This is a genomic window from Mycobacterium sp. NGS17, from assembly GCF_059813205.1.
Genome location: NZ_JCALED010000009.1, coordinates 86780 through 101529, shown reverse-complemented (window position 1 = coordinate 101529; position 14750 = coordinate 86780). Strand labels below are relative to the sequence as shown.

The window sequence follows — 14750 nt, the reverse complement described above, 5'->3', positions numbered from 1 at the left end:
CGGGTGCCCCAGCAGATCGGCGTTAATAGACGTCGCGGTGGTAGCGCTTGTCGGCGCTCAACGATCGGACGTAATCCGTGGCCGCATCCGGCTCGAGCTTGCCGAACTCGGCCGCGATCTCGCAGAGCGCCCGGTCGACGTCCTTGGCCATGGGATCCGCGGTGCCGCAGACGTACAGCTGGGCGCCGTCCTGCAACCAGTTCCACAGCTGCGCTCCACGCTTGCGCATCAGGTGCTGCACGTAGACCTTCTGCTGCTGGTCCCGCGAGAACGCCAGGTCCAGCTCGGTGAGGAACCCGTCCTCACGCATCTGCTCGAGTTCCTCGCGGTAGTAGAAGTCGGTCGCGGCGTGCTGCTCACCGAAGAACAGCCAGTTCGGTCCGGTGTGGCCGAGCGCGCGTCGTTCCTGCAGAAAACCGCGGAACGGCGCGATGCCGGTCCCGGGGCCGATCATGATCATCGGCGTGTCCGAGTCACTCGGCGGCCGGAAATTGCTCGACTGCTGCAGATACACAGCCACTCGGTCACCGGGCGAGCGATCGGCCAGATAGGTCGAGCAGACCCCGCGGCGCGGCACGCCCTGGAAGTTGAAGCGCACGGGTGAGACCGTCAGGTGGACTTCCCCCGGACAGGCTTTCGGGCTGGACGAGATCGAGTACAGCCGCGGCTGCAAGCGTTTGAGGACGCGCAGCCACTCGTGGGCCGATGCGGAAACCGGCAGCTTCGACAGCAGGTCGATGGACTGGCGACCCCACGTCCAATCCGCCAGTGCCCGCTTGTTTTCCGGCTTTAGCATCTCCGCGAGGGTGGGGTCACCGGTGCGCTCCTGCACGAAGCGCACCAGGTCCCGGCTGATGTGGGCGATCTCGATGCGCTCGGTGAGCGCGGAGCGCAACGACATCAGACCGTGCTCGCCCACCTCGACCGGGGTCTGCCCGTTCAGCCCGGTGACCGACAGCCATTCGTCGACCAACTCGTCGCTGTTGCGCGGCCACACGCCGAGCGCGTCACCGGCCTCGTAGGTCACGGATTCTTCCGGCATGTCGAAAACCAAGTGCCGCACATCTTTTGTCGATTGCGGCTGACTCAGCACGACGTTGCGCATCATGCCGGTGATCAGCGGATGCTTCTTCGTGTAGGTGCCGGCTGCGGGCGCACCCGGGCGTGATGGCGCCACCACCGCGGAAGCGCGGGGCGGCGCCGTCGCGGCTCCCTCTCCGCCCACCGACGTGGGCGTCTTGGTCAGGGCGTCGATGACGTCGCCCAGCCACTTCGCCGCGGTGTCGTCGTAGTCCGGTTCGCAGTCCACCCGATCGGCGATGCGGGCCGCGCCCAGCTCGGCGAGGCGCGCGTCCAGTTTGCGTCCGTGACCACAGAAATCGTCGTAGTTGGAGTCGCCCAGCGCGAGTACGGCATAGCGCATGCCATTGAGTCGCGGCGCGCTGTCCGAGGTCAGCGCCCGCCAGAGGCCGGCGCCATTGTCGGGCGCTTCACCGTCGCCCGTGGTGCTGGTGACGAGCAAAAACTCCCGCGTCGTCGCCAACTCGGCGGGCGGGAAATCGTCCATGCTGTGCAATGCGACCGGAAGTTCGGCGGCACCCAACCGCGCGGCGATCTCGGCGGCGAGCTCCTCTGCGTTCCCGGTCTGCGATGCCCACAGCACCACGACGGGCGCGCGCTGGGCCGCGGGTCCGGCACCGGCAGGTGCGACGGGCGGTCGCCGGGTGGCCGGGGGCGTCGCCGCTCGGGCTTCCTGTGGAAGCGCCGCTGGCTCCGGCCCATCGATGCGCGAGAACAGCCCTGCCAGCAGGCCGTCTACCCAAAGCCGCGTGGTGGAATCGAACGGCGCGCTCAGCGGCAGGGTCGGCACACCGCCGGCGCGGCGACCCGCGGTCGAGCGAAGCCCCGACAGCATACCGGCGAGGTATGAGCGGCCGAGCTCGTTGAATTCGGGTTTGGGTTGTGTTGCCACACCGAGCAATTCGCCGAGGGCGTCTACTTGTGACACGCTGATTTCTCGTACCTCCGTGGACGCGGGTCCTGGTGTGTCGCCGGGGGGCGGCGCCGCGATGTCCGAAACAGTTTGTGCGACGCTGACTTTCGTCAGCGTAACGGCGCAAGCCTTGAACTCCGGCTGGCTCGAGATCGGATCGACCGCATCGTTGGTGACGGCGTTGATGGACAGGTATTCGCCGAAGGCGTCGTTCCAGTGGAACGGCGCGAAGCAGTTGCCGGGCCGCACCCGGTCGCTGATGACGGCGGGCAGCACGGCGCGACCTCGGCGCGAAGCGATCTCGACCCGATCGCCCTCGGCGATCTGTAGGCGCGCGGCGTCGTCGGGGTGGATCTCCACGAACGGCCCGGGGTTGAGCTTGTTGAGTTTGGCCACCTTGCCGGTCTTGGTCAGGGTGTGCCATTGGTGCGGCAGGCGACCGGTGTTCAGCAGGAACGGGTAGTCGTCGTCGGGCATCTCGTCGGGCAGCAGGTGCGGGCGGGCGAAGAACACCGCACGACCCGTCGCCGTCGGGAAGGCCAGCCGCGGGACGCTGCCATCCTCGCGGACCAGCCGCGTCTGGCTGATGCCGTCGTTGAGATAGCGGATCGGGTTGCGGTCGGCCTCACCTTCGGGGGCGCATGGCCACTGCAGCGGGCCCTCACGCAGCCGCTCGTGGCTGACGCCGCGCAGGTCGTAACCGGTCTTAGGGTTCGAGAACCGTTTGATCTCTTCGAAGACTTCCGCAGCGGAGTCGTAGCTGAAGGCTTCCGAAAAGCCCATCTCGCAGGCGATCCGGGCGATGATTTGCCAGTCGGGCAAGGCGCCGCCGGGCGCCTGCACCGCCGGCTGGAACAGCGTCATGTTGCGCTCGCAATTGACCATGACCCCTTCGGACTCCGTCCACAGGGCCGCCGGCAACAACACGTCGGCGTATGCGTTGGTTTCGGTGTCGATAAACGCGTCCTGGGCCATCACCAATTCGGCGCGCTCCAGGCCGGCCAGCACCGTCTTCCGATTGGCAACCGAGGCAACGGGATTGGTGCAGACGATCCAGCACGCCTTGATCTGCCCGTCGGCCATCCGGGAGAACATGTCGATAGTGCCGCCGCCGACCTCGGTGCGCAGCGTTCCGCGGGGGATGCCCCACAGGTTTTCGACGAACTCGCGGTCCTCGTCGGATGCCACCGAACGCTGCCCGGGCAAACCCGGCCCCATGTAACCCATCTCGCGACCGCCCATCGCGTTGGGTTGACCGGTGAGCGAGAAGGGACCGCTCCCCGGCTTGCAGATCGTGCCGGTGGCCAGGTGCAGGTTGCAGATGGCATTGGTGTTCCAGGTGCCGTGGGTGCTCTGGTTGAGGCCCATCGTCCAGCAGCTCATGAAGTTCTCGGCTTCGCCGATCAATTGAGCCGCTTTGCGGATGTCCGCTTCGGGTATCCCGGTCACCGCGCTCACCATGTCGGGGGTGTACTGCTCGAGGAAACTGGGCATCACCTCCCAGCCCTCGGTGAATTCGGCGATGAAGTCCGCGTCGGTGTGCCCGTTCTCGACGATCAGGTGCAGCAGTCCGTTGAGCAGCGCCAGATCGGATCCCGGCGCGATCTGCAGGAAAAGATCCGCCTTGTCGGCGGTCGCGGTGCGGCGTGGGTCGACGACGATCAGCTTTGCGCCCGCCTTGACCCGGTCCATCATCCGCAGGAACAGGATGGGGTGGCAGTCGGCCATGTTGGCGCCGATGACGAAAAAGACGTCGGCACGCTCGAAGTCCTGGTACGACCCGGGCGGTCCGTCAGCTCCCAATGAGAGCTTGTAACCGGAACCCGCGCTGGCCATGCACAGCCGCGAGTTCGACTCGATCTGGTTGGTGCCGATGAACCCTTTGGTCAGCTTGTTCGCCAAGTACTGCGCCTCGATGGACATCTGGCCGGACACGTACATTGCGAAAGCGTCCGCGCCGTGTTCATCGACGATTGCGCGTAACCGCTTCGCGCACTGAGTGATTGCCCGGTCCATGTCGACGGGCTCGAATGGTTCGCCGCGGTCGGCCCGCGCCTGCGCCGAATCCATCCGCCCGGGCGCGCGCAGCATGTCCGCGGTGGTGGCGCCCTTGGTGCACAAGCGGCCGAAGTTGGCCGGATGTTCTTTGTTCCCAACCGACTTGGCGACGTGATCGCGGCCGGTTTTCGGATCGGTTGTGATCTGCAACACCATGCCGCAGCCGACGCCGCAGTAAGCGCACATGGTGTTCACGGCGTTGTGAGGCGCCATGGACTCCCTAGCCACGCTTACGTCCCTCCCTCAGGTGCGTACGGGTTAGCTCCGTATCGGGTGAGTTCATTGTGGAGCAGGCATGTTTCGGCATCGCGCCGCGAAATTTCCCCCGGTTTACTTCTTCCTCTCAACGGCCGACGCGCCGGTGTGAAATCGCCGGAGGAATTCGCGGTCAAGGGCCGTATCAGCGCAGGTCATCGTCGACCGCCCGGCCCGCTCGAGGTTACTCAGCACGGCCCTCGAAACGCTTCTCAGAACAGGGTTTTTGACCAAACCGATGGGACATTCACAGTCTTCGCTAAGCTCACCGCGTGCGTCAGCTGATTGTGATCTTCCTGGTTTTGCTGGCCTCCGGCTGCGGCTGGAAGCCGGCCGCGCCGCCGCAGGCCCGGCCCGACACGTGCAAGGACTCCGACGGGCCTACGGCCCACACGGTGCGCCGGGCCATCACCGCGGTTCCCATTGCCGTCCCTGGCACCATCTGGGTCGAGATGGGCAGGGGGCACACGCGAAACTGCCGGCTGTACTGGGTGCAGATCATCCCGACGATCGCCAGCGAATCAACTCCGCAACAGCTGATCTTCTTCGACCACGACACGCCGCTGGGCAGTCCGACCTCGAATCCAAAGCCGTATACCACCGTCCTGCCGCCCTCGGACGACACCGTCACCGTTCAATACCAGTGGCAGAAGGCAAATGACCAGCTGTGCTGTCCCACCGGCATCGGGACGGTCAAGTTCCGGATCGGCCCGGATGGCAAGTTGCAAACCCTCGGCAAGGTGCCGAACCAATAACGTCCGCGAGCCCTGGGCGGGCACGGACTTGAGGAGATCGCCGAGTGGCCCGTCAGTTGGTGATGGCCTCGGCCAGGTTCTCCGGGTGCAGCATTTCGACGTAACGTAGCCGCTCCGGAACCCCGAACCCGTCGACAAGCGTCTCGGCGTGCGGGCGCAGCGCGCGGCACCGGTCGTTGATTCCCCGGGTGACGGCTTTGGCGCGCTCGGTGGACAGGTAGCGGTGCTCGATGTACCAGGCTTTGTCGTCCTCGATGACTGATAGTGCGTACAGGTCGCACAAGATGCCGAGCAGTTCGCGGGCCTGCTCGTCGGGGCACGCCTCGATCCCGGCGACGAACGCTTCCAGGATGACGCGATCGATGTGCGCGCTGGCCGCGTGCAACACGTGATCCTGCACCGAGTTGAACGCGTCGAATGCCGGCATCTCTTTGGATTTGGCCTGTAGCCGCCGGGCCACCGACGCCAGCAGATACTCCTCGCGGTCCTCGAACATCTTGATCTGGGTGCCGCGGTTGAAGAGGCTGCCCTCTTCCTCGCTGTCTTGGCGGGAATCCACGATGGTCTGGATGATCGCTTCTGCCGCAGTACGTTTCACGACGCGTTCGCCAACGGTGTTGGCTGCGAAGCGAACCCATTCGACCGGGCTCATGCTCTTGATGTCGTCGGCGTAGGCCGTGAGCAATTCCTTGGCCACCAGTTGGGTCAGCACGTGGTTGTCGCCCTCGAACGTGGTGAAGACGTCGGTGTCACCCCGAAGCCCGATCAGCCTGTTCTCGGCCATGTAACCGGCGCCACCACATGCCTCGCGGGACTCCTGGATCGCGCGACTGGCATGCCAGGTGTTGGCCGCCTTCAGACCGGCGGCACGCGCTTCGAGTTCGCGCTGCTCGTCGGCGTCGGGCGCGTCAGCGCTCTGCACGTCATGACACTTGCCGACCAATTCGTTCTGCGCGAACTGCAACGCATAGGACTTCGCGATCAACGGGAACAGCCGCCGCTGGTGCACCAAGTAGTCCATGATCAGCACTTCGGACTCGTCATCGGGTGAGCTGAACTGCCTGCGCTGCAACGCATACCGGGTGGCGATATCCAGCGCCACGCGTCCGGCGGCGCCGGCGCTGCCGCCCACCGTGATCCGGCCGCGGACCAGGGTGCCAAGCATGGTGAAGAACCGACGGTTCGGGTTGTCGATCGGCGAACTGTACGTGCCGTCTTCGGCGACGTCGCCGTATTTGTTCAGCAGGTTGACGCGCGGGACGCGGACCTGATCGAACACGATGCGGCCATTGTCGACCCCGGGCAGCCCGCCCTTGTATTCGCAGTCCGACGTGGTGATCCCGGGCAGGTCGTTGCCGTCCTCGTCCCGGATCGGGACCAGGACGCAGTGCACACCGTGATTGACCGGCTTGCCATCCTCGGTGGTGATCAGCTGCGCGAAAACCGCTGCCATGGTTGCAGTTTCGGCGGCGCCGCCGATGTAGTCCTTGCGGGCCGACGGGGTGGGGGAGTCGATGACGAACTCTTGGGTCTCAGGGTCGTACGTCGCGGTGGTCTCGAGCGACTGCACGTCACTGCCGTGTCCGGTCTCCGTCATCGCGAAACAACCGCGCAACTCCAGGCTGATGATCTTGGGCACGTACATCTCGTGGTGGCGCTCCGTGCCCAGGTTCTCCACGGCCCCGCCGAACAGCCCCCACTGCACGCCGGCCTTCACCATCAGCGACAGGTCGGACATCGCCAGCATCTCGATCATCGTGATCGCGGCACCGACGTCGCCGGTGCCGCCGTGTTCTTTCTTGAAACTGTCGGCGGCCGCGCCGAAGGCCGCCATGATTCGCATCTGCTCCGCCACCTTGGTACGGGCGATCACCGTGTTCGGTGTGTAGTGCGGGCGGAACAGGTCCTCGGTGAGCGTGTCCCGCATCCGGTTTCTGACGTCGCGCCAACGCCCGTCCAAGGCATTGCGCAGATAGTCGGCAGTGGTAGTCGTTTCAGGCGCCATGATCCGACACTAATGGGCGGTTCGCGTCGCGGCGAACAACGGCGCCCGAACTCAGCGCCGCGGTTGAGGGGCTTCCCGGGGTCCGGGCGACGGGTTGCGGTTCTCGCCGAGCGGCGACCGCAGTCGGTAGAGCGTGAACCCGGCCGCGATGACGCCGAACAGGACAAGCATCCCCATGTCGAACACCCACCAGCCGCTGTAGTGGGTCCACGTCACGGCGTCGGCGGCCAGCGAGTCGACCCTGCGCAGATTCGCGGTGGAAGCCGTGGCCGCGAAACCCCATTGGGCCGGGACGAACCAGCTGATCTGCTGCAGGCCCCAGACACTCACCAGTTGCACCAGGCTCCCGTTGAACAGCGCAGATGCCAGGATCACCGGCACCACCAGGGGCAGAACCTCCCGCAGCGACTTCCCCAGCGACGACAGCGCGAGCCCGACGACGGCGGACACGATCGCGGTGACGGCCACGCTCACGTACAGCTCGACCGTGGCGTTGTGCAACAAGGCGGCGCTTGGCGCCGGCTGACCCTTGACCGCGATGACGATCGCCACCACGACGGCCGTCCAGAGGGCCGCGGCCAGGCCGTACACGACGATCTTGGCGGTCAGGTATGCCGGTGCGGTCAGTCCGACCTCTTGCTCGCGCCGAAAGATGCGGTGTTCACAGACCAGCGCCCTGATGGTCAGCGCCGTGCCGATGATGACCGCGGCGACGTTGAGGGCGGCCAGGATTTCGATGGCCTCGTGCGTGTTGGCGCTGCCCGGGTCGGGTCGCGTCAGGCCGGATTGGCCCGGAATCAGCAGCGCCAACCCCGCCAACACGAACGGCAGGATCGCCAGGAACGCGAAGTAGCTGCGATCGCCGAGAAGCAGGCGGACCTCGCGCCGGGCCACCAGCCGGATCTGCCGGTTCCTGGACGGCCCGGGCGGCGGCGGAGCGGGTGCCGCGACTTCCGGTGGGGTGGTCGGTGCCGCCGTCTGCTGCCTCGCACGGAAGGCGCGGTGGGCTGCGTCGGAATCGACGCCGACCTGCGAAACCACTCTCGTCCAGTCGGTGGTGCCCATCGCGGACTCGATCTGCAACGGCGTTCCCAGATAGGCCGCCTTGCCCGCCGCGGTCAGCACCAACACCTGGTCGCACGCGTTGACATCGGCGAGGGACGCGCGATTCGAGATCGCGACTACGATGGCGCATCCGATGTCGGCCTGGTGCCGCAGGATCGCCATGAGCTGACGTTGTTGGGCCGGATCCAGTCCGGCGGTCGGTTCGTCGACCACGAGCAGGCTAGGCCGGGTGACGAGCTCGACCGCCAGCGCGGCGCACCGACGCAGCTCGGGTGTGAGTTTTCCGATTCTGGTGTCGCGGTGCGACGCCAGCTCGAGTTCGTCGAGAACCTGGCTGACCACGCGGTCGCGTTGCTCGGGCAAGGTGTCGGGGGGCAGCCGAAGTTCGGCCGCATATTCCACGGTCTGCGCGACCGTGAGCTGCCTGTGCAGACGATCATCGCGCGGGACCACCCCGATGCGAGTCCGCATGGACTTCGGCTCTGTGTGGACGTCGTGTTCGTCCACGGTGACGCGCCCGGAGCTGGGTGCTCTGGTGCCGGCCAGCAGCGCGAGCAGCGCGGAATTCCGCGCGGCCGACGGCCCGATGACCGCGGTCATGGAACCGGGACGCGCCCTGAATGAGATGCCCGACAGGGTCTCGTGCCCGTCGATCGTCAACCCCAGCTGATAGGCCGTCATCCCGGTGGTTCGTGACGCGGTCTGCAGCGGCAGGCGATAGGTGGAGTCGGGTTCCGCGGTGCGGAACGACGGCCGCTGTGCGCGGAGCTTGCTGGTCACCATCCGCTCGATCAGGCTTGGGCCCTTGTGCGGGTCCTGTTCCGCGGCGGGCGGACCCATGGGCGCAATCGGTGGCGGGGCCGCGGGCGCCGCGGGCGGGGGGTCCGCACCGGGCGGCGGTGGCGGCGGGCTGGGCTGGAAAGGCTGCTGGGCGGCCGGCGGCGGCGCGGCGACGGGCATGCGCTGGGTGGCGCTCTGGGTGGGCATCCGCGGGTCGGGCGCGTTCGGAGCACCCGGCGGGCTTGGTGGAAACGGAGGCGCCTGCGGTGTGTGCGGCGGGGGATACGCCGGGCCGCCGGGCGGGGGAGGTCCGGGTGGTGTGGCCGCGGGCGCGGTTTGAAAGACCAGCCGCGGACCGTGCTGGGGATCCCCGATGGCGATCCCCAATCCGTCCCGGATCTCGAGGCTGGCCAGGCGGGATCCGCCGGCGAAGATGCCGCGGCGACTCAGATCGATAGCCACCCACTGGGTTCCGGTGAACCGCAGGATCACGTCGACTCGGGGCGCTGGCGGCGACTGCGGGGGATCGTCGAGCCGCTCCAGCGGAATGTCGCAACCCGGGCCGTAGCCCACGATCACGTCACGACCCGGGCTGAAGACATACCTCGTCGGCCCGGCCCACACGGTCAGCGAGGCCGGATGTGCCGAAGCCTCGGTCGGCATGGCCGCCACCTTTCATCACCGGTCAGCTGGATTGGTCTCGCGCTTCAGGACTGCCACACCTTCAGGCGCCGGTCGCCGCGCTCGCTTAACTGTCTACCCTCGTCCTAGCTCCACCGTGGTGCGCCGGCCCGCGAGGGAGGTGCCGCGCGAGGCGTTGTCGAGCAGTCCGCGCAGCACGTCGACCGCTTGCACCAGCACCTGGCGGTCCGCGGGGTCGAGCAGAGCCAATTGCGGTTCGATCGCTGCGGCGCGGTCGGCCCGAACCGCGTTGAGCGTGCGCCTGCCCTCGGCCGTGATGCGGATCCGGACCGCACGCGCGTCTCCCGGGTCGACCATCCGGGTGACCAGGCCCGCCTCCTCGAGGCGACGCACCTGCGTCGTCATCGTCGGTTGCGAACAGTGGTCGACGCCGGCCAGGTCACCGATTCGGGCTTCGCCGTGAGCTTCGATGGTGGCCAGCAGCCTGGCCTGCGCCGCAGGCAGTGGCATGTGGATGCGTTGGGTGGCCATGCGGTTGAGCCGCGCGACGACGGCGAGCAGATCGGCTCCCAGCCCCTGCGCTCCCTCGAGCTTTGCGGCATCGACGACGTTGTCCATGCATCCATGGTTGCATAGCTTTGCTAAGCGAGGCCAAAACGGCGACCCATGTCGCGTCGTGCGCAGATCACACGATGTATTGGCGGGGCATAGCGCTGCGGCCTGGCAGAATCGTTGAAGTGAAAACCCCACCCCCGGTCCGTTTGCGTGATCGGGGTGGACCCCTACAACCGACCGAGTTGGCACAGGCCTCGGTCATGGGTGCTCTGTGCGCAGTGATCGCCATCATCGCCACGGTGATCCCGTTCGCTCAGGGCTTGGCGCTGCTGGGCACGGTGCCCATGGCGCTGTTGGCTTACCGCTACCGGCTTCGAGTGCTCCTCGCCGCGACGGTCGCTGCCGGCATGATCACTTTTCTCATCTCGGGCCTCGGTAGCTTGGCGGCCGTCCTCAACTGCGTCTATATCGGCGGGTTGACCGGGCTGGTCAAACGCAAGGGTCGGGGCGCACCGACAGTGGTTGTCACGTCGTTTGTCGCCGGAGCCGTCGTCGGCGGCGTAACCGTCGGAATGCTGACAGTGCTAACTCGACTGCGGCACCTCATTTTTCAAGTCATGACCGCGAATGTCGATGGCGTCAAGGCATTCTTGGTGCGGGTACACCTGCAGGGAGTCGCCGCCGGTGTGCAGCGGGGCTTTACCTATGGGCTGCATTACTGGCCGTGGTTGATGCTCGGCTATCTCACCTACGGGGTGATGATCTCGTCGTTGATCGGGTGGTGGGTACTTTCGCGGCTGTTGGAGCGCATGCACAACATTCCCGACGTGCACAAGCTGGACACCCCTGACAGCGCTGGATTGTCGGATGCCGCGATCGGTCCTGTGCCTGTGCGGTTGGTCGACGTGCGGTTCCGTTACCCCGGCGCGAGCCAAGACGCCTTGCGTGAGATGAGCCTGGACCTCCGGGTCGGCGAGCATGTCGCCGTCGTCGGCGCGAACGGTTCGGGGAAAACGACCTTGACGCTGATTCTGGCGGGCCGGGAACCGACGTCGGGCGCCGTGTATCGCCCTGGCGCAGTGGGTTTGGGGAGAGTCGGTGGCACGTCGCTCGTGCTTCAGCACCCCCAGACCCAGATTCTGGGCACCAGAGTGGCAGACGATGTGGTGTGGGGCTTGCCACCGGGCACCAAAGTCGACGTGAACCAGTTGCTGAGCGAGGTCGGCCTCGAGCGGCTCGCCGAGCGCGACACCGGCAGCCTGTCCGGCGGCGAGTTGCAGCGGCTGGCGCTGGCCGCCGCACTCGCCCGGGAGCCCTCGCTGTTGATCGCCGACGAGTTCACCAGCATGATCGACCAGCCGGGCCGCGAACTCTTGTTAGATGTCCTGTCGGGTCTACCCGAGCGGCACCGCACGGCCCTGGTGCACATCACGCACTTCGACAATGAGGCGGCGTCGGCCGACCGCACGATCAATCTCAGCGAGTCATCCGATAACAGCGGCATGGTCGAGATCGCGCCGGCGCCGGTGCCGACCAGCGCCGCCACCCCCGGTTCCAACAAACCGGTCCTCGAGGTGGTGGGGGTCGGACACGAATACCACAGCGGTACGCCGTGGGCGAAGACGGCGTTGCGCGATATCAACTTCACGGTGGAGCAAGGAGATGGGCTGCTCATCCACGGCGGCAACGGCTCTGGCAAGTCGACTCTGGCGTGGATCATGGCCGGGCTGACTGTGCCCACCGAGGGCGTCTGCCTCATCGACGGCGAACCCACGCATCGGCACGTCGGCGCGGTGGCTCTGTCGTTCCAGGCCGCCAGGCTGCAATTGATGCGCAGCCACGTCGACCGGGAACTGGCTTCAGTCGCGGGCTTTTCGCACCGCGACCACGATCGCGTGGCCGCCGCGCTGATCGCTGTCGGACTGGACCCGGCACTCGCCCAGCGGCGCATCGATCAGCTCAGTGGTGGACAAATGCGCCGCGTGGTGCTGGCCGGACTACTGGCGTGTTCGCCCCGGGTCTTGATTCTCGACGAACCGTTGGCAGGGCTGGATGCCAGCAGCCAGCGCGGTCTTTTGCGAGTGCTTGCGAATTTGCGCCGTACCCGCGGCGTGACGTTAGTGGTCATTTCGCACGACTTCGTCGGGCTTGACGAGGTTTGTCCGCGCACTATCCGGTTGCGCGACGGTGCGCTGGAAACGGTGTCTACCACTGCCGCGGCGGGAGGCCTAGCGTGACGACAACCTCGACCGCGGCGACCAATGTGAATCGGCGGCGTTCCCCATCGGTCGTCCTGCTGGTCCCCGTTCCCGGAAGATCGGCCATTCACGACCTGTGGGCCGGCACCAAGTTGCTGGTTGTGTTTGGCGTTTCGGTGCTTCTGACGTTTTACCCGGGATGGACGACGATCGCGTTGGTGGCGGCCCTGCTGGCGGCGGCGGTCTGGATTGCACGAATCCCGCGTGGTGCGCTGCCGCCGATTCCGCGGTGGCTGTGGGCTCTTCTCGCGTTGGGCTTTGTGACCGCGGCGCTGGCCGGCGGCAGCCCCACGGTGCCGATGGGTGGCGTGCTCATCGGGCTCGGTGGAGCGCTGCAATTCCTCAGGATCACCGCCCTGTCGATCGTGCTGCTGGGCCTCGGGGCGATGGTGTCGTGGACCACGAACGTTGCCGAAATCGCGCCTGCGGTAGCGACGTTGGGTCGTCCGCTGAGGGTGCTGCGCATTCCGGTTGACGAATGGGCGGTGGCCCTGGCTCTCGCGCTGCGCGCCTTCCCGATGCTGATCGACGAATTTCATGTGCTCTACGCCGCGCGGTTGTTGCGGCCCAACCGAATACCCTCAGGTCGCAGGGCACGGTTAAGGCAGCAGCGCCGGGGCGTGATCGACCTGATGGCCGCTGCGGTCGTCGTGACCCTGCGTCGGGCTGACGAGATGGGTGACGCTATCACCGCCCGCGGTGGCATCGGTCAGCTGTCCGCCAGCCCGGCACGGCCGAAACTGGCCGACTGGTTGACACTCGCCATCACCGTTGTCGTCTGCGTCGCCGCGGTAGTGATCGAGACGGTGCTTCCGCAAGTGGGCTGATCGCTGATTGCGTCATTTGGTGAAAGCGCCCCACGGTCCGACGCAGTTGCGGCAGGCTGCTTCATAATCAGCTGATCCGGCCACAGGAGGGGCGCTTGCCAGCCACGTCGATCAGCCTGAAAGAACAGATGCTGCGGCGGCGCCCGGTGGTGGGTGCGCACGCCGCGCACGGGGCCGCGGATCACCTCAAGCGCGGCATCGGAACATTTCAGCTGACCATGTTCGGGGTTGGCTCGACGGTCGGCACCGGCATCTTCTTCGTCATGTCGCAGGCGGTCCCCGAAGCGGGGCCGGGCGTGATCGTCTCCTTCCTTCTCGCTGGTATCGCCGCTGGCCTCGCGGCCCTCTGTTACGCCGAATTGGCCTCGGCGGTGCCGGTTTCCGGGTCGTCGTATTCGTATGCGTACACCACGCTGGGAGAGGTCGTGGCCGTGGGCGTGGCGGCCTGCCTGCTACTGGAATACGGGGTGGCGACCGCGGCGGTCGCGGTCAACTGGAGCGGCTATCTGAATAAATTGCTGAGCGATGTCCTGGGATTCCAGCTGCCGCAAGCCCTGTCGGCCGCGCCGTGGGACACCCAACCCGGATACGTGAACGTGCCTGCGGTCCTGCTGATCGCCATGTGCGCGTTGTTGCTCATCCGCGGCGCCAGCGAATCGGCCAAGGTCAACGCGATCATGGTGATGATCAAACTCGGCGTATTGGTCGTGTTCGCCGTCGTCGCCTTCACGGCGTTCGACGCGAGCCATCTCCGTGACTTCGCGCCCTTCGGCGTTTCCGGTATCGGTTCGGCCGCCGGCACCATTTTCTTCTCCTACATCGGCCTCGACGCCGTGTCCACCGCGGGCGACGAGGTGAAGAACCCGCAGAAAACCATGCCGCGCGCGCTGATCGGCGCGCTGCTGACCGTCACCGGCGCCTACGTTCTCGTCGCGGTCGCCGCGCTGGGCACCCAGCCGTGGCAGGACTTCGCCGGCCAGCAGGAAGCCGGGCTGGCCACTATTCTTGACAACGTCACCCACGGCGGCTGGGCCGGCACGATTCTGGCTGCGGGAGCGGTCATTTCGATCTTCAGCGTCACGTTGGTCACCATGTACGGCCTCACCCGCATCCTGTTCGCGATGGGCCGTGACGGGCTACTGCCCGCCAGGTTCGCGACGGTGAACGCGCGCACCATGACCCCGGTGACCAACACGGTGATCGTCGCCGTCGTGGCCTCGACCCTGGCCGCCTTCATCCCGCTGCAGAAGCTCGCCGACATGGTGTCGATCGGCACGCTCACAGCGTTCGTCGTCGTATCCGTCGGAGTAATCATCTTGCGGGTGCGCGAGCCTGATCTGCCACGAGGATTCAAGGTCCCGGCTTATCCCGTCACACCGATTCTTTCGGTGGCGGCCTGCGGCTACATCCTCGCCAGCCTGCACTGGTACACCTGGGTCGCATTCACCGGCTGGGTGTTGCTGGCGTTGATTTTTTATTTCGTGTGGGGTCGCCACCACAGCGCGCTCAACGACGAGGTGGTCGAGTCCTCATCGGACGATGTCCGGTAACCAGAAC

Annotated in this window: 8 protein-coding genes; 4 read left to right on the top strand and 4 right to left on the bottom strand. The window is 66.4% G+C overall.

The genetic code is table 11. The annotated features are described in order from the left end of the window. Window positions 1-22: 22 nt before the first annotated feature. Complete coding sequence (locus AC5Y7E_RS19345; RefSeq protein WP_499950378.1) at window positions 23-4264, bottom strand: bifunctional nitrate reductase/sulfite reductase flavoprotein subunit alpha; 4242 nt, start codon at window positions 4262-4264, stop codon at window positions 23-25. A 329-nt stretch (window positions 4265-4593) separates the two neighbouring features. Between AC5Y7E_RS19345 and AC5Y7E_RS19340 the strand changes: the two genes are divergently transcribed. Beyond that, window positions 4594-5061, top strand: a complete 468-nt coding sequence (locus tag AC5Y7E_RS19340; RefSeq protein WP_499950502.1) for an LppP/LprE family lipoprotein — start codon at window positions 4594-4596, stop codon at window positions 5059-5061. A 52-nt stretch (window positions 5062-5113) separates the two neighbouring features. Here AC5Y7E_RS19340 and AC5Y7E_RS19335 read toward each other — a convergent pair whose 3' ends face one another. The 3 genes from AC5Y7E_RS19335 to AC5Y7E_RS19325 form a co-directional block, all read right to left on the bottom strand. Further along, complete coding sequence (locus AC5Y7E_RS19335; RefSeq protein ID WP_499950375.1) at window positions 5114-7066, bottom strand: acyl-CoA dehydrogenase family protein; 1953 nt, start codon at window positions 7064-7066, stop codon at window positions 5114-5116. 51 nt (window positions 7067-7117) lie between these two features. Further along, entirely contained in the window at window positions 7118-9574 is a 2457-nt protein-coding gene (locus AC5Y7E_RS19330) for an ATP-binding cassette domain-containing protein (protein ID WP_499950374.1), read from the bottom strand. Window positions 9575-9667: 93 nt separating this feature from the next. Next, window positions 9668-10171, bottom strand: coding sequence for a MarR family winged helix-turn-helix transcriptional regulator (locus AC5Y7E_RS19325; protein ID WP_499950373.1), 504 nt, complete (start codon window positions 10169-10171; stop codon window positions 9668-9670). Between the two features lie 74 nt (window positions 10172-10245). On the opposite strand from AC5Y7E_RS19325, the gene AC5Y7E_RS19320 reads away from it, so the two are divergent. From AC5Y7E_RS19320 to AC5Y7E_RS19310, 3 genes are all read left to right on the top strand, one after another. Next, on the top strand, window positions 10246-12345 hold the full coding sequence (locus AC5Y7E_RS19320; RefSeq protein ID WP_499950372.1) for an ABC transporter ATP-binding protein: 2100 nt from the start codon (window positions 10246-10248) through the stop codon (window positions 12343-12345). Continuing rightward, complete coding sequence (locus AC5Y7E_RS19315; protein WP_499950371.1) at window positions 12342-13193, top strand: CbiQ family ECF transporter T component; 852 nt, start codon at window positions 12342-12344, stop codon at window positions 13191-13193. Before AC5Y7E_RS19320 ends, AC5Y7E_RS19315 begins: the two co-directional genes overlap by 4 nt. Window positions 13194-13288: 95 nt before the next feature. Then, window positions 13289-14743: an amino acid permease gene (locus AC5Y7E_RS19310; protein ID WP_499950370.1), complete on the top strand. Its 1455-nt coding sequence runs from the start codon at window positions 13289-13291 to the stop codon at window positions 14741-14743. Window positions 14744-14750 lie beyond the last annotated feature (7 nt).